12 protein-coding genes are annotated in these 17,528 nt (G+C 64.2%); 4 read left to right on the top strand and 8 right to left on the bottom strand.

The window, feature by feature from the left end; translation table 11 throughout:
* The first annotated feature begins 124 nt into the window (after window positions 1-124).
* The 3 genes from MF607_RS10045 (at window position 125) to MF607_RS10035 (ending at window position 2,674) form a co-directional block, all read left to right on the top strand.
* Window positions 125-1,402 (top strand): exopolysaccharide biosynthesis polyprenyl glycosylphosphotransferase, encoded by a 1,278-nt coding sequence (locus MF607_RS10045; protein ID WP_242118174.1) that lies wholly within the window; start codon window positions 125-127, stop codon window positions 1,400-1,402.
* Between the two features lie 48 nt (window positions 1,403-1,450).
* Window positions 1,451-2,074: an acyltransferase gene (locus tag MF607_RS22705; RefSeq protein WP_277925844.1), complete on the top strand. Its 624-nt coding sequence runs from the start codon at window positions 1,451-1,453 to the stop codon at window positions 2,072-2,074.
* A gap of 147 nt (window positions 2,075-2,221) precedes the next feature.
* Complete coding sequence (locus MF607_RS10035) at window positions 2,222-2,674, top strand: PilZ domain-containing protein (protein WP_242118172.1); 453 nt, start codon at window positions 2,222-2,224, stop codon at window positions 2,672-2,674.
* Window positions 2,675-2,678: 4 nt separating this feature from the next.
* Here the strand turns inward: MF607_RS10035 and MF607_RS10030 are convergent, their stop codons facing one another.
* The 3 genes from MF607_RS10030 to MF607_RS10020 all read right to left on the bottom strand — a co-directional run bounded on the left by MF607_RS10030 (window position 2,679) and on the right by MF607_RS10020 (window position 6,544).
* Window positions 2,679-3,989 carry a hypothetical protein gene (locus tag MF607_RS10030; RefSeq protein ID WP_242118170.1) on the bottom strand — a complete coding sequence of 437 codons (1,311 nt, stop codon included), beginning with the start codon at window positions 3,987-3,989 and terminating at the stop codon, window positions 2,679-2,681.
* A gap of 141 nt (window positions 3,990-4,130) precedes the next feature.
* The gene (locus tag MF607_RS10025) at window positions 4,131-6,104 is read right to left on the bottom strand and encodes a M10 family metallopeptidase (protein ID WP_242118168.1); all 1,974 of its coding nucleotides are present in this window, start codon (window positions 6,102-6,104) and stop codon (window positions 4,131-4,133) included.
* A gap of 2 nt (window positions 6,105-6,106) precedes the next feature.
* The gene (locus MF607_RS10020; RefSeq protein ID WP_242118165.1) at window positions 6,107-6,544 is read right to left on the bottom strand and encodes a hypothetical protein; all 438 of its coding nucleotides are present in this window, start codon (window positions 6,542-6,544) and stop codon (window positions 6,107-6,109) included.
* Between the two features lie 713 nt (window positions 6,545-7,257).
* Here MF607_RS10020 and MF607_RS10015 point away from each other — a divergent pair.
* On the top strand, window positions 7,258-8,064 hold the full coding sequence (locus MF607_RS10015; RefSeq protein ID WP_242118163.1) for a hypothetical protein: 807 nt from the start codon (window positions 7,258-7,260) through the stop codon (window positions 8,062-8,064).
* Between the two features lie 558 nt (window positions 8,065-8,622).
* On the opposite strand, the gene MF607_RS10010 is transcribed toward MF607_RS10015, so the two are convergent.
* The 5 genes from MF607_RS10010 to MF607_RS09990 all read right to left on the bottom strand — a co-directional run bounded on the left by MF607_RS10010 (window position 8,623) and on the right by MF607_RS09990 (window position 17,172).
* On the bottom strand, window positions 8,623-12,351 hold the full coding sequence (locus tag MF607_RS10010; protein WP_242118161.1) for a Calx-beta domain-containing protein: 3,729 nt from the start codon (window positions 12,349-12,351) through the stop codon (window positions 8,623-8,625).
* A 229-nt stretch (window positions 12,352-12,580) separates the two neighbouring features.
* Window positions 12,581-12,799, bottom strand: coding sequence for a hypothetical protein (locus MF607_RS10005; RefSeq protein WP_242118159.1), 219 nt, complete (start codon window positions 12,797-12,799; stop codon window positions 12,581-12,583).
* 165 nt (window positions 12,800-12,964) lie between these two features.
* The gene (locus MF607_RS10000; protein WP_242118157.1) at window positions 12,965-14,896 is read right to left on the bottom strand and encodes an Ig-like domain-containing protein; all 1,932 of its coding nucleotides are present in this window, start codon (window positions 14,894-14,896) and stop codon (window positions 12,965-12,967) included.
* A gap of 420 nt (window positions 14,897-15,316) precedes the next feature.
* Window positions 15,317-16,906: a hypothetical protein gene (locus MF607_RS09995; RefSeq protein ID WP_242118154.1), complete on the bottom strand. Its 1,590-nt coding sequence runs from the start codon at window positions 16,904-16,906 to the stop codon at window positions 15,317-15,319.
* On the bottom strand, window positions 16,906-17,172 hold the full coding sequence (locus MF607_RS09990) for a spike base protein, RCAP_Rcc01079 family (protein WP_242118152.1): 267 nt from the start codon (window positions 17,170-17,172) through the stop codon (window positions 16,906-16,908). The genes MF607_RS09995 and MF607_RS09990 overlap by 1 nt, the downstream gene beginning before the upstream one ends.
* Between the last annotated feature and the right edge of the window lie 356 nt (window positions 17,173-17,528).

Here is a 17,528-nt window from a genome sequence, read left to right as displayed (position 1 = left end):
ATCGGGGATCAGGGTGACAGGAATACCAGCCGATTCCGGAACGGATATTGCTGGCGCGGCCAGAAGTTCGCGATTCTGGCTGACCCCGCATGCGCTGCGCCTGCGGCTTTATGTCACGTTGCTCGTGCTCGACATTACCGCGATCGCGTTCGGGTTCCTGTTGCCCAGCCATTTGCTGAAGTCCGACTTCAAACTGTTCGAGCTGCTGACGGTGACCGCGATCGTCTATACCGGCATCGCGTTCAATTCCGGCGCCTTCTCGCTGCGCTCGACGCAGGATGTGTCGGTGGACACCGCGCCAGCCGTCCGCGCGCTGCTGTTCACCTATGGCGTGCTGTTCCTGCTATCCTATTTCCTGAAGCTGGAACGCGATCTGTCGCGCCTGCTGATCGGCATCGCGATGGTCGTCGGCACGCTGACGCTGGTCGTGTTCCGGCAGATCGTCGCCATCTATGTCGAATCGAAGCTGCGCGACCGGTTGCTGGTGCAGATGCTGATCCTCGACGGTGCCGACATGGCGCCGCCGCCGGGATTCCGTGCGGTCCGCGCCAGCGATATCGGCCTCGTTCCCGACCTGCGCGACCCGGCGATGCTCAACGCCTTCGGCTCGCTGATCCGCGAATGCGAACGCGTGGTGGTCGCCTGTTCCGAAGCGCGCTGCCAGGACTGGGCGATGTTGCTGAAGGGGGCAAATGTTCGCGGAGACGTGGTCGTCGACACCATCGCCCACTTCGGCGCCCTCGGCGTGTCGCAGATCGGTGAACGCCCGACACTGACCGTGTCGGTCGGGCCGTTGTCGTTGCGCGATGCCTTTGCCAAGCGCGCCTTCGATCTTGCGGTGTGCGTGCCGGCACTGATCGCGCTGGCGCCGGCGCTGCTGCTGACGGCGCTGCTGATCAAGCTCGACAGCCCGGGGCCGGTGCTGTTCCGCCAGCGGCGCGTCGGGCGGGGCAACGAGTTCTTCGACATCCTCAAGTTCCGCAGCATGCGCGTCGAGCAATGCGATGCCGATGGCAACGTCTCGACCAGCCGCGACGACGACCGCATCACCCGCGTCGGCTATTTCATCCGCCGCACCAGCATCGACGAATTGCCGCAGCTGCTGAACGTGTTCTTCGGCCAGATGAGCATCGTCGGGCCGCGTCCGCACGCACTCGGCTCGCTGGCGGGCAATCACCTGTTCTGGGACGTCGACACCCGTTACTGGCACCGGCATGCGCTCAAGCCCGGCATTACCGGTCTGGCGCAGGTCCGTGGCTATCGCGGCGCGACCAACCATGTCGAGGACCTGACCCGCCGGCTGCAGGCCGATCTGGAATATGCAGCCAACTGGTCGTTCTGGCGCGACGTCACGATCCTGGCGATGACGGTGAAGGTCGTCGTCCACAAAAATACTTATTGAACCAATTCGGAGTAAATTCGTTCGTCGCCGATCGACGAAGGAATTGATTTGGGTTTGTTTTCTCGCGCGAAGCCGATCCTGCGGTTGTTGCTGCGGCTACGGCCGCTGGCGACGCTGTTCGCCAATCTCAGGACGCCGTTCCGGGTCATCCTTTACCGCCGGGCGCGCCTGTCGATCGCCGGGCCGCTGAGCGGCAAGGGACGGCTGGCGATCGGCAAATGCTGGCCGGGGCAGGTGTCGCGCGGAACCGAGGTCGCGGTGCGGCCGGGCGGCGCGATGTGCGTCGACGGCATCTTCGCGTTGCATCGCGGGGTCGAGATTCGCGTGAGCAAGGGCGGACAGCTCACGCTGGGCAGCGGCTATCTGGCCGACGATGTCCGCATCGATTGTCATCAGGCGGTGACGATCGGCCACCGCGTCGCGATCGCCGCGCGGACCGTCATCATGGACACCGATCATCACGACCTGACCGGCGCGCGGGCACGGACCGCACCGGTGGTGATCGGCGACGATGTCTGGATCGGCATGGGGGCGATGATCCTGAAGGGCGTGACGATCGGATCAGGTGCGGTGATCGCGGCCGGATCGATCGTGGTACGCGACGTCGCCCCGGGTATGCTGGTCGCCGGCAGTCCTGCACGCGATATTCGCGCGGTAACCTGGTCGATCTGATGGTTGCGAGATTTGGTGAACAATAAAGGCGCAATCATTTACCGCGCGTTTACCAACCATCCTTTAGTAACCATCATTCCGGTAGCTGCAGAAAAGCTTTGGTAAGACCTGATCCGCTATCTGGTGTGCAGCCAGATGGAGGATGCCATGAGTCTTCAGGCACGCATAATTGAAGAACAGCTTGTCGGTCGCCGCGAAGACGACCGTGTTTCGGTCGGTCGCGCGTGCGTGTTGCGCGTGTCGGGACGGCCGCCGGTGCATAGCGCGCTGCTCGACCTGACCCGGCATGGCTGCCGGATCCGGACCGGGCATCCCCTGGCCGTCGGCGAGGCGGTGCTGCTCGGCCTTGCCGGGGTCGGTACGGTCGAGGCGACGGTGGTGTGGGGCGAGGGCACCCAATATGGCTGCGAATTCATCACCACGCTGCGATCGGGCGCCGTGTCGGATGCCACGCGCGGCAACGTCGTCAGCTTCGACGTCACCCCCGCCGATCAGCCGTTCAAATGGTCGCCGCGCCAGCGGTTGCTGACCATGGCCGTCTATGCGGTGACGCCGTGGCTGGCGATCATGGCGGCGATCCACCTGTTCAGCGCGAACTGACCGGTCAACTGGCCGCGACCTGTCGTCGGGCCATGCGCTCGCGCGGGGTCAGCCGGTGCGCCTCCGCCTGCCGGCGCGCGGGGTCGTCGCGTGCCGGCATATAGGTCGCCCGGCAATAGCCGAGCAGTAGCCAAAGCAGCGGCGCCGACTTCATCGAGAAGGTGCCGGTGCCGCCGACCAGCAGCCAGACATAGACGTACAGCGCGGCGGCCCATGCTGCCCGGCGCGACGTGTCCGAATTCTGCGGCACGACGATGATGAAATAGGCCCAGTAGACGAACGCGCCGGCCAGTCCCATCGACGCGATGACGAAGCCATAGCCGGTATCGCCGGTCCGCGAGATCAGCGAGGGCACGCCGAACAGATAGTCGCCGGCATCATATTCGGTCAGATAGCGATAGGTCGTGCCCAGCCGCCCCACCGGATCGTCGCCGGTCCGCCACGGGATGAAGGCGAACAGCAGGAAGGTCGCGCCCAGCGACACGACCGGGACCAGCCCCTGCCAATAGCGCGGCAGGCGCGGGAACAGGAAATAGCCGATCAGGAACAGCGGCGCGAGCAGCGACGACATGCGCGCATTGTTGGTGACGACGATCAGGAACACGGTGGCCAGCGCCAATACCCGCTCGGCGATGCTCAGCCGCTGCCACAGGGTGCACAGATACACCATGATGACGATCGAGAAGCAGTTGATGCTGACCTGTTCGAGGAAGATCGACGAGGTGCGCGGCCCGTCATACAGACCGAAGGTGAAGCGCCCGCTGTATGAAATCGTCCCGATTGCCAGCGAGTTTTCGTCCATGAACTCCTTGGCGACGAAGCCGCGCGTCTTGATGAGATAGTTGGCCGGCTGGAAGATCGAGGCATAGGTGTCGACGCTGCTGATCTCCAGCAGCAACACGCCGAGCGCGATGACGCAGCTGACCGCGAAGGCGATGCGCACCATGCGTTCGTCGCAACGTATGCCGAGGATGGTGAAGGCGGCGATGATGAGCGCGTTGCGCACCCCTTCGATCATCGGCCGTTCGAACACCAGCGACCCGATCACCGCGACCACCACGATGCCGGCGACGAGCAGCAACGGCGCCACGTCCTCGCGGCGGATGCCGTCGCGAAGGAAGGACATGCCCATCGCGCCGAGGATGATCGCCAGTTCGGCGGCGATCACGATCACGTTGTTCATCGGCGCGCCGGCGGCGGCAGCGGCGGCGAAGATGCCGTTATAGGCGATGGCGACCGGCGGCAGCAGCGTCATCGCCCAGCGCAGCGCGGCCGAGTCGCGGCTGGTGCCGGCCTGAAGTGCGGCGCGGTTCACCGCGCCGCCGCGTGCTTGAGGCCAAACGTCACGGCGATCATTCCCTTCCCAGCGAAGCCCCGCCAATAGCAGAGCCTTGGCCGCTTTGCGAAGGGGGGAGGCACGATCCGTCCGTTCGACGCACCGTGCCTCCCGCAGCGATTATACGTCGACGCTGCCCAGCCCGACGCTCGATCCGACGGCGCTGTAGATATAGAAGCGCATGCCGTTCTGTTCGATCATCCCGTCGAACTCGAGCGCGCGCGTACCGGTGATCGTGACGGTGCCGCCCGCACCCGACAGGTCGAGGACGCCGTCGTTGAAGCGGATGATGCCGTCGTCATTGCCATCGAACAGTGCCGTGGTGGTGACGATCATGTCGCGCGCGGTGAAGGTCAGCGAATCATTGCCGAGGCCCGCGACCGGATTGGCGGTGTCGAAGAAGAAGATGTCGCTGATCTTGCTGTTGCTCGACGATTTGAGCACATCGTTGCCAAAGCCGCTTTCGGCGACCTGCTGGTTGCGGCCGGCGACCGGGCGGACGCGGGCGTCGCCATAATAGAAGACGCCGTCGACGCTGCCCAGCAGCCGCAGTCCGGCCGCGCCGTTCGCGCCGGCCAGCACGACCGCATCGCCATCGGTGGTGTCGAGTGCCACCGTGCTGCCACGCCAGGTGATGATGCCGTCGTTGTTGTTGTCGCGGATCGCCCGGTCGACCGCCAGCACGTCGCCGCGCTGCCAATCGGTGACGGTATCGACACCCGAAACACCCGAGGTGCGAAGTTCGAAGATATCGCGCCCCGCACCGCCGGTCAGCTTGTTGGCGACCTGGTTGCCGATCAGCCGGTCGTTGCCGCCGCCGCCGATCGCATTCTCGATCGTGACGCCATAGGCGATCGAGATATTGTCCTTGTACAGCCCGTTGGTCAGGCCCAGTTCCTCGCGCAGCGCGGTATAGGCGTCGAACGTCGCCTGGCTGCGCGGGGCGAGCCCCTGCGCCGCGCGATTGGCGTTGACCTGTTCGAGCGTCAGGAACGATTCGATCCCGCCGCCCGACGAGAAGGCGCCGGCGTTCAGGTCGATGACCGACGGCGTGTTCCAGCCCGAGAAATCGAGCGTGTCGTTGCCGCCCGCGTCATAGATGGCGACGATCGGCGCGGCATTCTTGGTAAAGTCCAGTTCGGCGCGATTGGCGGTCGAATTGAAGCCGTACACGGTGTCGCCGGTGCGGGTCGTCTTGTCAGCGCCATAGAGTTTCTGGATGGCGACGATGTCATGCACCATCGGCGTCGATGCATAGCCGAAGCGCAGATTGGCCCAGTCGATATGCTGCGCGCCGGTTTCGTACGCGTCGAAATAGCTCATGATCGAATATTGCGCCGAATCCTGCGCATAGGCGGCGTCGTTGGCATAGGTGATCGGATCGGGCACGCCGTCGCCGTCATCGTCGTCGAGCGCGTCGTAATCGCCCGGATGGCTGAGGCCCAGCGAGTGGCCCAGTTCGTGGACGATCGTCGTCTTGGCGTAGAAGCTGTCGCGTACCGGGAAGAAGTTGGAGCTGACGAAGCCGTCGATCCACACGTCGCCGCTCAGCCGGCCGTAATCCTCGAGATCGTAGAATTTGGCGAAAGCCGAATCGTCGAAGATGTTACCGAACGGCAGATAGGCATAGGCCTGCGCCCCGCCGGTGTTGGTGTTGCCGAAGGTGATGTCGGCATTGTACGACTTGGTTTCCTTGAACGTGATGGCGATCAGATCGTCCCACAGCGCGATCCCGGCGCGGGCCATCGCGCGCTGATCGGCATTGAACGCCGAAAAGGCGTCGGCATAAAAGGCTTCGTCGAGGGCGATGGTGCCGGTCGCGTTGACGTAATAGCTGTTGGCCAGCTCGGCATAGCTGTTCCAGAAGCCGAAGTTCAGGACGCCGTCGTTCAGTTCGCCATAGTTGTTGATATTCCAGCTGTAACCCGAACGCGTCAGGATGTTGCCGGCCTGGGTCGCCGTGGCGATCGGCTTGTTCGCATAGGTCTGCCCGGCGAACGGATCGAGCGACAGCGACTCGACGATGTCGTCGGCACCCCCCAACGGCCAGTCGCGTTCCACCGGCGTGCCGGGTACCAAAGTGCTGAGTTCCATATTCAATTCTCCCCTGTAAGTCGGTTGTTCGGTCGTGCGCCGCGCCATGGCAGCGCCTGGTCCAGCGCGCGTTCGGCAAGGGTCGCGAAATCCTCGCCCCTGCCGGCGATGACTGCCGGACCGATCCATTCCCCCTGTGCATCGTCCATCACGATCGATGGGCGCGCGGATAGTGCGATCGCCGGTCGCCCATCGACCGGCGCCAAATCGGCGGTGATCTGTACGCGCGCCCGATCGGCAGCGTCGAAGCCGTCGACCGGCACCGGCGCGCCCCGCTGCAGGATGGAAAGCAGCGTCGCGCATTGATCGGGCGTCGCGGCGATGCAGGTCAGCCCGACCGACCGGACTCCACGCCATAGCGGCGCGGCGATCGTGCGTTGCGACATGGTGGCGGCGAAGCTGGTCAGGGCGGGCGGCGGGGCATTCGGCAGATCGGGCATGCTACGCTCCCTGGACAACTGTCGCGATGATGCGCACGCCAAGAAAAAGCGCCAGACAATATTACCAAATTTTAACTAACCTGCCGCAACCGTTGCGAAAATGGCACAGGGCGTCCCAATGCGGGAATGAAGGCACATAATTCATGTCGCACTGCCGCAATCCAACTTGCATCGATACGCGTTTGTCGTAGATGCGAGCGAAGGGGAGCGGGGGGATTTCAATGTCCGAGAGGATCAACCGGCGAAACTGCGTAGCACGCTGCTGATGCCGAGGGCGGGGGCGATCCCGCCGGATATCGACCAAAAATCTGCGGAACAGGATGGCAGGCTTCTCGCAAAGCCGATCTGGCCATTCGCTCCGTCGCGTCCCGACGCGCCGATTCTAAAGTAACGGTATAATATTGATTCGCCCTCGTGTGCGCTCGATCCTCCGATCGTCGCTCCTCGGGGGCGGATCGTCGTGGGCCGTCCTAAAATACTTCATCCGCAGTAGAAAAAATCCGGGGACGGACGCGGGTTCCACTGCGGTCAACGGGTTTTGATGGTTAACGGCTGTCCTATTGCTGGAAAACATGGACGTCCGTTCATGATGGCTAATTGAGAATTCCTTGACGGTTCAAGAAATTGAACGTAAATGCCGCTTTAAGCATAGTGCGCCAGCAACGGCGGGCGTGCTGACGGAATGTTTTTCAATATTTTAGGAAGGAACGACGATGGCCGATCCGATTTTTCGCGATAACAGCAACCTGATCACCACCGCTTCGCGCGTTGACATCGCGCTGAACAACACCTCGGACGTCTATGACGCCAGCGGCGCGTCGACCGCGTTCGTGTTCAAGGAAGGCGATGCCGGCGACGACACGCTGACCGGCTTCGGCAGCAATGATTCGATCCTGAACTACAAGAAGATCTTCGACGGTAACGGCGACGGCTTCATCCAGTTCGGCGCGAACGGCGAACTCGACATCGACCGCACCAGCCGCAAGAAGGCCGGCAACGACCAGATCCAGGTCACCGGTGAAAACGGTCCGGTCACCGAACTGCGCTATCTCGGCAGCAAGGGCGCTCCGGGCGACCTGCACGTCTATGCCAACTCGGCGACGCTGAAGAATCTGTGGATTTCCGAGTTCGGCGGCCGTGCTAACGTCATGGAAGGCACCGTCGGCAACGACACGATCGATTTCGGCGGCGGTAACAAGACCCTGCTGATCGACAACGCGCTCGGCCTGAACCTCGGTCAGGACACCTTCACCAACTTCGGCGCCGGCGACAAGATCGTCACCACCGCGAAGCTGTTCGACAACACGATGAACAACGTCGTCGGCTTCGGCAAGAACTTCGTCCTCGACGTTTCGGGTGCGGCCGGCCCGCTGCCGACCGATCCGAAGACCGGCCCGGGTGGCCAGATCGACTTCGCGACCCCGGACGTTCAGCAGATCAAGTTCGTCGGTTCGGAAGTCCATGGCGGCGTGACCTACTACATCTACGAAGCGCCCGACGCTTCGACCCCGCCGCTCTAAGCTGACGGCAAACGGTCGCTTCTATTGCGATCGGAACGGGAGGCGCTGGCGAAAGCCGGCGCCTCTTTTTTTGTCCGTCGTGCCGAGCGATCGGGCGTTGGCCGACCCGTGCGGCCGCGGCTGGCCGGTCTGCCGGCCGGGCATTCCGACGTCGCCAGGTGCCTTCGGCCGGACGCGCCGGTGGATCGCGCCGTAGCTTGCGGCGCTCGGACTGGACGCAGCGGGCGACTGTCGGAGCGGCAGTACCCGCCGCCCCTCGAACGACCATAGTGGCGTAACGACCAATCTATCTTCGCGGTGAATGACGGCGGGTAGAGCCGTTGGTGTCGGGTAGGGGGAGCGTGTCGAAGACCCGCAGCGAAATACCTGCCTGTGACAATCCGTCGATCCGGCATTTCGACATGCGCAATGCCTGTCTCTGGCGACTGCCGCAGCCGGGCAGTCCAAGGGATTATTCAGGACGAACGGGGCAGACGCCATGTCGTCGTGCGCCGGACACGAAAAAGGGGACGGAACCGGCAATCCGGTCCCGCCCCCTCGATCATCGGCGAAGGCCGATCAGAGTAGCGTAAGCGCCTCGGCCGGATCGGTTGCCGACCCGACCATGCTGTAGATGTAATAGGCGACGCCGTTCTTCATCAGCATGCCGTCATATTCGATCTTCCGTACGCTCGATCCGTCGGCCGCCTCGATCGCGATCGAACCGCCCCCCGACAGGTCGAAGACCTTGTTGGAGCCGGCACCGATCAGCCCGTTCTTGTTATTGTCGCGCAGGCGGACGGTGGTGACGAGGAAATCCTCGGCCGAAAAGTCCTTGATCCGGTCCTTTCCGCCCGCGCCCGTCGCGTCGTAGAAAAATACGTCGCTGCCCGCGCCGCCCCACATGGTGTCGCTGCCCGCACCGCCGATCAACAGGTCGTTGCCGTCGCCCCCGAACAGCTGGTCGTTGCCGGCCAGCCCCTCGATCCGGTCGTTGCCGCCAAGCCCCTCGATCCGGTCGATGGCGGCGGTGCCGCGCAGCCGTTCGCCGAAATTGCGGAAATTGAACTGCGCGAGCGCAGGGTCATGGTCCGACAGCGCCGGGTTGGTGCCGCCTTGCGTGTTATAGCCGGTGTTGATGTGGACGACGTCATAGCTGGCGACCGCGCCCAGTTGCTGGTCGACGATGACATGGTCGATCGCCTGCGACCGTCCGTCGAACATATAGGTATAGCGTTCGGCCTCGGACAGTTTCGTCACGGTCAGATTGTCGAACCGCGCGCCGCCGGTGCGGGCATCGCCGTTCGCATCGACATAGCCGGTCGCTGCTTCCAGCGCCCGGTTGAAGTAGAATTCGTTCCAGTCGCCGCCCGCGACGATCCGGTTGTCGGCCGATGCCGACTGGATCGTGTCGAGCATGTGCCACACGTCTTCGGCGATGGCGTTGCGCTTCGCCCAGCCGTTATTGAGCGGCTGGCCGTTGTCGATATTCTGATCGAGCTGCCAGAAGCTGCCGGAACCGCCCTTCGACGGCAGATGGTTGGCGGCGACATAGACGCTGTTGCCGGCAAAGGTGAACTCGCCGAGCAGCGACTTGCGGGTATTGTCCCAGTCGGCGGCACTGATCTGGCCGGCGATTTCGCTGTCGTCATGGCCGATCCGGTCGCCGGCGTCGCGCACGCCGTCGCCGATCCGGTCGGTAAAGGCGCGGCGCTGTTCGATCGTCGCATCGGCGGCGAGGTCGCCGAGCTGCACGCGGTTGGTGTTGTAGAGGAAACCGACGCGGATATTGCCGCTCTGCTGCCCGCCCTCGGCATTATAGACCGGCAGTTCGTCGACCCATTGATAGCGCTGCCCGGTGGCGGCGTTGACCGCATCGACCAGCTTCTGCCACGTCAGCGACGCATCGGTCCCGGTCGACGAAGCGCCGTCGCCCGCCGCCGCGCCGTTATTGTCCTGTATTTCCTCGATCGTCAGGATGTCGGGCGCCTTCAGATTGACGGCGATGGCATCGGCGATCGCGGTGAAGCGGGCCGCCGGATCGGTCGCGGCCAGATTCTCGACGTTGAACGTGCCGATGGTCAGCGCACGCGAATCGGCGACGATGGTCGTCACCTCGCGCACCGGGGTCGTGTCCTCCTCGATCGTCACCGGATCGGTCACGAACAGCTTGAGGTCGGTGAAATCGAATTCGACGATGCCGGTCACGTCGCCCAGTCTGTCGCCGGCCGACGCCGAATCGATCAGTCCGGCCGGGGCCGCGGTCGCGAAATCGGTGAAGTCGAGTTCGAGAATGTCGGGATTGGTGTCGCCATCATGGATATAGCGGCCGCCGGCATGGACATCGTCGCGCGTATCGGCGGTGTCGGGCGGTGACAGCGCGGGATCGCCGGCGATCGTATAGCCGCCACGGCTGTTGATCTGGTCGGCATCGGCGTGGACGGTCGAATAGGCTTTCACGAACGGCTTGCCGCCCGACACGCCGACGAATCCGTCGGCGACGACCATGTCGGGCACGGTGACCCGCATCCCTTCGATCGTCTCGAAGAAGTCGAGCGCGTCATTGGCCGGGTCGAAGCCCGCGCCGCCGACCGAATCGAAATAATTGGGCACTTCGTCGGTCAGGATCGCGCTGGGAATGGCACGACCGGGCGCGCCGTCGAGGATCAGCGTCGGCAGGTCCTGGTTGCTAGCATCGATGGTGATGCCGCTGACGCCGGTCAGCACGGTGCGCGGCATGTTGGTGAACGCCTGATATTCCATCACCTGCGCGGTGACGGTCACGAGGTCGCCGACGCGCAGGTTCGGGGCGAGCGCCGCCAGCGTCGTGCCGGCGTTGCGATCGTCGCGAGTCATCACGAAGATGCCTTCGGAGGTCAGCGCGCTCGAATCCCAGTCGGCGGTTTCCTCGGTCAGGTAGAAGCCCTGGCGCGCGCCGCTGCCGTCGAGTGCGGTGACCACCGCCTGCACGGTTACGGTGGTGGTCGAGCGGATATTGAAGCCGCTGACGCCGTCGGCTGCCAGTACCGGGCTGAAGAAGGCGGCGCCCTGCACGTCGTGGATGCGGTACAGGTCGTCGTTGACGATCGTCGCCTCTCCCAGCGAATCGGTCAGCGTCGCGCCGTTGGTGGCATCGGACAGCGCGACATAGAATTTCTCGTTGCCCTCGCGGACGGTATCGCCGTTGACCGCGATCGAGACCGTCGCCGTTTCCTGGCCGGCGGCGAATTCCACCCGGCCGCTGGCGCCGACGAAATCGCTGCCGGCGGTGGCGGTGTTGCTCATCGTTTCATAGGCGACCGAGAAGGCATCGCTGCCGCCGGTGCGGGTGATGGTGAAGGTCGCCAGCATCTGGCCCGAATCGCCCTCGACCACCGAAACGTCGCCGATCGACACCGATGGCGGGGTGCCGTCGTCGTTCAGGATCGTGCCCGTAGCTTCCGCATCCGCGATGGTCGCGCCGCCGGTGGCGTTGGTCAACGTCAGCGCGATCGTCTCGTCCGATTCGCGCACGGTGTCGCCGGCCACGGTGATCGTCACCGTCTTGGCGGTCTCGCCCGCGGCAAAGGTCAGCGTACCGCTCGGCAGCGTGCCGACGATGTCGTCGGCATCGGCGGTGCCGAAGGTCGCGGCGAAATCGACGGTCGCCTCGCCGGTGCTGCCGCCGTCGCGGGTGATGGTGAAGGCCAGGTCAGCGGTGCCGGCATCGCCTTCGTCGACCGTCACGTCGTCGACGCTGAACGCACCGGCATTGCCGCCGCCGCCACCGACCGTGAAGCCCTTCGCATAGGCGACGCCGGCGGAATCGTCGTTGGTCCAGTTCGCCCTGTTGGCGATCGCGTCGAGGATTTCGGCGCGCGTGCCGGTGGTCGGGCCGGTATAGGCGCCGTTATCCTCGGCAAAGGCCAGCGCATCCTTGCCGGCGGTCAGGCCGGTCGGCACCGCGCTGGTGTTCGAATTGGTCGCATCGCCCGCGAACGCCGTCTTGCCGTCGGCGAAATTGAGCGCGAACAGGAAGGTCGGATTGGCGGCGGTGCCGCTATAGGCGAGGATCTGGTCGCCGCTGGTCGACGGATTGAACTGTCCGGTCAGGCCGGTGATCTCGAACACCGTCCCGATCTTCGCATCGGCGGGAATGGTATAGGCGACGGTGCCTTCATTGGCGCGGAACCCGCCCGCCGCCAGCCAGCCATTATCGGTGAAATAGATGGTCTGCCCGGCCAGATCGGCGAGCAATACGAACGCGAACGACTTCACCCCGGTATCGGCACCATAGCCGATCAACGCGATATCCCCAGCAACTGCCACGCTATTTCCCCTTTTCCGGTTTGATCGCCGGCTAGGGTGGTAACATGACAGCTATATTAATTACCCGTAACCATATCGTACGATCGCCCCTGGGTCGGTATGGTACCATCGTGTCGGCCGGTCCGGTCGATGTTCGTTGCGACTGCCCCGAACGACGACGACCGGATACGCGATCGCGCACCCGGTCGTCCTTCGTCGATCATCGCCGGGCCGATCTCGGTCGCCGCGGTTACGCGCTGAAACAGTCGTGCATGAATGGCGGGATCGTCTGCATCCACAGCTTCGCTGCGGGCGTCGCCGCCTCGCCATGTGCCGGGGCGATCGCGCCGAGCGCGAGCACCGCTTCGGCTATGGCGCGGACTTCGCTGGGCGCGAGGATTTCGCTGACCGGGTCGCCGCCCATCAGTTCGACCTCGGCAATGATGGCGCAAAGATTATCGAGATGCATGGCTTACCTCCCACCGATTCCCCATCGATAGCCTGTAAAGATGAAGAAAGGATGTGCCAAACTTGGGCGAGGCGTTTCGAAAAATTTTTAGCGACCGCAACATCGCCTGAACGACGAAACGCCGGCCCCGTCGGGACCGGCGTTCGTTTTCGGCGACAGGCTGGATCAGAAGCTCAGATCGCTCGCGTCGGTGCCGACCGAGCCGACCAGCGAGTAGACATAGTAGGTCAGTCCGCCGCGGACGACCGATCCGTCGAATTCGAGCGAGTCAATCGCGGCACCCTTGGTATCGCTGACCAGCAGCGAGCCGGTATCGCCGGGCAGCGCGAACTTGCCGTCGCTGGTGGTGATGATGCCGTCGTTATTGTCGTCGGCCAGCTTGGTGGTGGTCACGACCAGGTCGTGCTTGCCGAAATTGCCGATCGTGTCGTTGCCGAGGTCGAGCCCGTGGGCGGTGTCGAAGAAGAACACGTTCTTCGACTTGTTGCGGGCGTCGCCCATGAACGCGTCGTCGGCGGTGGTGCCTTCCTTCGCGCTCTTCGGCCGGGCGCTGGCATCGGCATAGACCGCATGGCCCGCATCGTCGGTGCCGAGGAAGCGCAGCTTCGACACACCTTCGATCACGACCGTGTCGCCGCCCTTGCCGCCATCGATCGACACCTTGCTCTTCGACAGGGCGATGATGCCGTCATTGTTGCCGTCATACAGCTTGGCATCGGTGACGAAGAGGTCGGTCTTGTCGAAGCCGACGATACGGTCCTGCCCGGTGCGTGCTGCGTTCGAGAAGTAGAAGACGTCCGAGCCGGCGGTGCCCTTCAGGATTTCGTTGGCGCTGTCATTGCCGTTGATGACCGATGCGGCCTGCAGCAGGTCGAGGAACGGATCGGCGGTTACCGGCGGGACGACGACCGGGCCAACGACCGGCGGCTGTTCGACGACCGGTTCCTCGACGACCGGGGCGGCCTCGATCGACAGATCGACGGTGGCGTTGGTCAGATGGACGCCATCCGATGCGGCATAGGTGAAGCTGTCCTCGCCGCTCCAGCCGGCATTCGGCGTGTAGATGAACGAACCGTCGTCCGAGAACTTGATGGTGCCGTGATCCGGGCCGTCGACCAGGCTCGCGGTCAGCTTCTTGCCCTCGGGGTCCTTGTCGTTCGACAGGACGTTGCCGGTCACCGCATTGTCCTGGTCGCCGTCGAACGCGTCGTCCACCGCCTCGGGGGCGAGGTTGACGACCGGCGGGGCGACGACCACCGGCGCCTTGCCGGCGTCGATTTCGCTGATGGTCGCCTTCAGATTGTCGGTGACGCCCATGTACAGCGTGATCTTGGTCGATTCGCCGGCCTTCAGCGTGCCGAGGCTAAAGGTCAGGTTCAGCGTCTGGTCGACGGTCTTGGCATAGCCCTTTGCCTGCGACGTATTGGCCGCGGCGAACGGATCGAGGTTGACGAAGCCGTAGAAGGAAGCGGTCGCCCGTTCGTCCTGCGAATAGAGGAAGAAGGGGGTGTCCTTCTGCAGCATCGCCGTCACCAGCGCGCCTTCGCCCTGTTCGATCTTGTTGGCGGTGTCGTACTTGCCAGCCTGATCGGGATCGGCGGTCCGCATGTAGCGGACGTCGTTCATCGTGGTCGACGAATTGTTGGTCAGGACCACGTCGATCTTGATGTACTTCGCGTCATCGGCCAGCGTGATGGTCTGCGCGATGCCCAGCTTGTCCTTGGTCGCACCGACCCACTCGGCCTTGCCTTCGGCGGCGTTGCTGGCATCGGTCAGCTCGCCCTTGATCTGGCGATAGCCGGTCAGCAGCTGGTTGCTCTGGACGACCTTGTTCGAACCGATCGTGTAGCCGACGTTGAAGCCTTCGATCGAGCGGCCCTGCAGCAGCACGTCGTCGAGGGTCGTTTCCTTGCCCTGGCCGAAGCCGTCGAGGTCGGCGACCATGCCGAGGCGCAGGAAGCCGCTGTCGGCGTCGGTGGCGAAGCCCTTGGGCGCGTTCTTCGTCGTGCCCAGATTGCCGTCGGCATTGATGCCGATGCTGAGATAGGTGCCCTGCAGATGAAGTTCGCCGTTGGCGATCGCGCTGTTGATGGTCATCGTTTTTCCCCGCCGAAAAGAACTGTAAAATCTCGTCGGAACTCGCGGCCTGCAGTGTTCGTCTGCTTCGCAAATCCTGGGACCATAAACACCGATTCCCTTTTCCGATGTTCTAAAGTACTAGGTTATAAGGATGTTTACCGAAGTTTGGCGGCCGGCTCGGTCGTGCCGAACCATCGGAGATTTGCGGGGAAGCTGGCAAGATTGCTCTTGTTTGCAGTCTATCCTGCGTCCCGCATCGAAACGGGAAATGGTAATTCGCCCGTTTACCCTGTTGCCAAAGTATAGCGATCGATGTCGTTCGTCGATGACACGACACTATTGATCGGCAGCGTAACGAAAACCGTGCGATCACGGGACGCGCGTCCCCTTATGGGACCGGCCGGCGCGGGCGATGCAATGCCCGCGCCGGGCGCCCGATTACAACGGATAGGATAGCAGTCGATTTCGTGCGGGATTGCCCGAATTCGTCGCGCCGTCATTCGCAACCAGCAGCGAATCGCCAAGAATTTGAACGCCTTCGATCGAATCGGCCCCGGTCAGCACGTCGATGCCGATCTGATTCGGCCCGCCATAATCACCGCTGCGCAGCCGCAGCACCGATCCGTTCGCGCCATTCGTACCGAAGCTTATCAGCAGGTCGCCGACGGCATGGTCGCCCTGCGCCGATTCGACGACAAAGCCATGGTCGCTATTCGCCGGCAATTCGATCGCGCCAGTACGCGGCCGGCCCTGCCGATCGTAAAGCACCAGCTCGTTCTGGTCGCGCACGATCCAGAAACCGTCGCGGCGCGCATCATAGGCGATGCCATTGTCGCCCGGCAGGACCTGGATCGGCGTGCCCGACAGCGCCCCGGCCGCCGGATCGAAACTTGCCAGATAGGTCTTGTCGCCGCCGCTGCCCGCCTGCTTCAGCAGGAACCAGATCCGCCCCGTCGTCCGGTCGCAGGTCATGCCCTGCACCGATCCCGCGAAATCGGCCGACAGGCCGAGGCGGGTCAGGTCGAACTCTTCGTCGATCGCCGACAGATCGGGCTTCATCCGCGTGAACAGCAACGTCGTTCGCGCCGCTCGGCCATTGCCCAGATACCAGCGCCCGGCAAGATCGCGGGTGACGCCGCTGACCGCCATGCCGCTGCCCACAGCGATCGGCGCCGACCCGTCGGGCAGGGCGGTCGCCTGCACCGGCGCCAGTGTCCGGCTGGTGACCGCGGGCAGGGGGGCGACGCCGACATCGCGCATATAGGTCGCGAGCGCGCCCGCCAGCGTCTGATGCTGCGCATCGGACAGCGTGCCGCCGGCGACGAAGGCGCAGAACTGCCCCTCTGCATAGATGTCGTTGGTCAGTCCCATGCCGACCGTCGCCGAAGCCGGAGCGGTCGATGATGCCGAATTGGTCGTGCCCGCCACCCGTCCGTTGATGATCTGGCGCAGCCGCGACGAACTGCTGCGGTCGACGGCGGTAAAGCCATAGCCGGAATCGACGGTACCGCCGCCGACCAGCGTCGATCCGTTCAGCCGGCCGGTGCTGGCGTTGCCGGTATTGCGCGGGTTGATCAGCAGCGAGCCGCCGGTGATCGTGCCGATCGGTGCGGCCGGGTTGCGCGCGTCCTTGCGCACCCACGCGCCGATCATCGCCGCGTTGCGCTGGAACTGCGTGGCCGAGACCGGCACCAATGCGGTGTCGATCCAGTCGTCCAGTCCGTCGCACCAATAGCCGCGATCGGCGACGAACACCGGCGCCCCGCCGCCGATCGCCGCGTCGCGCCGTCCGGTCCAGTTCAGCAGCGCCACCTTCGGCCCATGCGCGGCCAGAAGCAGCAGCGTATCGAGCCGGCTCCAGATATCGGCATCGATCAGCGCCCCGATCAGCCGGTCGATCTGCGCCGTTCGCTCGAACGACGGCGGCGGGTCCATTCGCGCGACCAGGTCGCGGGTCGGGCCGCGCCACGATGGCGTCGCCCTGCGCCGGGGGCGTATCCCGGCGATGTTCAATGCGAACCCCAGCATCAGCCGAGCGCCACGATCGCGGTGGCGGTGGTGCCGGTCGCCCGAACGAACTGCGCCCGCACCGGCAGCACGCTTCCCGCCGGCACCGCGCTCAATACCACATCGGCGGCACTGTCGACGCACCGCAACGTCACGTCACCGCCGCCGCCGATATAGAGCGCCTTGGGCAGACGGGGCAGGGCTGTGCTGTCGCTCGGCACTACCGCACTGGCGGTGCGCGCCGGACCGACCGGCGAATCGGTGAAGGACTGGAACGGATCGGACATGTACTTTCTCCCGCTGGCGATCCGGCTGGACCGTTCATGTTTCGTTCCATAAACGGCGGGCTGTAGGAAAGTGCTTTGTTGGGTGGCGGCGTGGGCGCGACGTTGGCACGTTTGTTCGGCGCGCGACCTTCTACACAGGCGCCTCTTGCCTCTCCCGCCGGGAGAGGGGGAGCGGCGTAGCCTCGGATGGGTGCGGGTGATCAACGGTCGTCGCGGGCATTGAAGAACCGATCGACCTTCGCGGCCCGAGCGGTGTCAACATACGTACCGTCGCCCGGTTCACGCCCGCATTGTAAATCAGATAAGCCAAGATTCCCCTCGCCCCTCGAAGAGGGGAGAGGGTTGCGCAGACTTGG

The organism is Sphingomonas lacusdianchii (genome assembly GCF_022664395.1).
GTDB lineage: Bacteria > Pseudomonadota > Alphaproteobacteria > Sphingomonadales > Sphingomonadaceae > Sphingomonas > Sphingomonas lacusdianchii.
The sequence above is the reverse complement of the archived record's forward strand: the minus strand, read 5'-3'. Positions and strand labels throughout refer to the sequence as shown.

Coding starts and splice junctions, on each gene's coding strand:
- MF607_RS10035 (WP_242118172.1), top strand. CDS start 2,222: ATGAGTCTTCAGGCACGCATAATTGAAGAACAGCTTGTCGGTCGCCGC.
- MF607_RS10025 (WP_242118168.1), bottom strand. CDS start 6,104: ATGGAACTCAGCACTTTGGTACCCGGCACGCCGGTGGAACGCGACTGG.
- MF607_RS10020 (WP_242118165.1), bottom strand. CDS start 6,544: ATGCCCGATCTGCCGAATGCCCCGCCGCCCGCCCTGACCAGCTTCGCC.
- MF607_RS10015 (WP_242118163.1), top strand. CDS start 7,258: ATGGCCGATCCGATTTTTCGCGATAACAGCAACCTGATCACCACCGCT.
- MF607_RS10005 (WP_242118159.1), bottom strand. CDS start 12,799: ATGCATCTCGATAATCTTTGCGCCATCATTGCCGAGGTCGAACTGATG.
- MF607_RS10000 (WP_242118157.1), bottom strand. CDS start 14,896: ATGACCATCAACAGCGCGATCGCCAACGGCGAACTTCATCTGCAGGGC.
- MF607_RS09995 (WP_242118154.1), bottom strand. CDS start 16,906: ATGCTGGGGTTCGCATTGAACATCGCCGGGATACGCCCCCGGCGCAGG.
- MF607_RS09990 (WP_242118152.1), bottom strand. CDS start 17,172: ATGTCCGATCCGTTCCAGTCCTTCACCGATTCGCCGGTCGGTCCGGCG.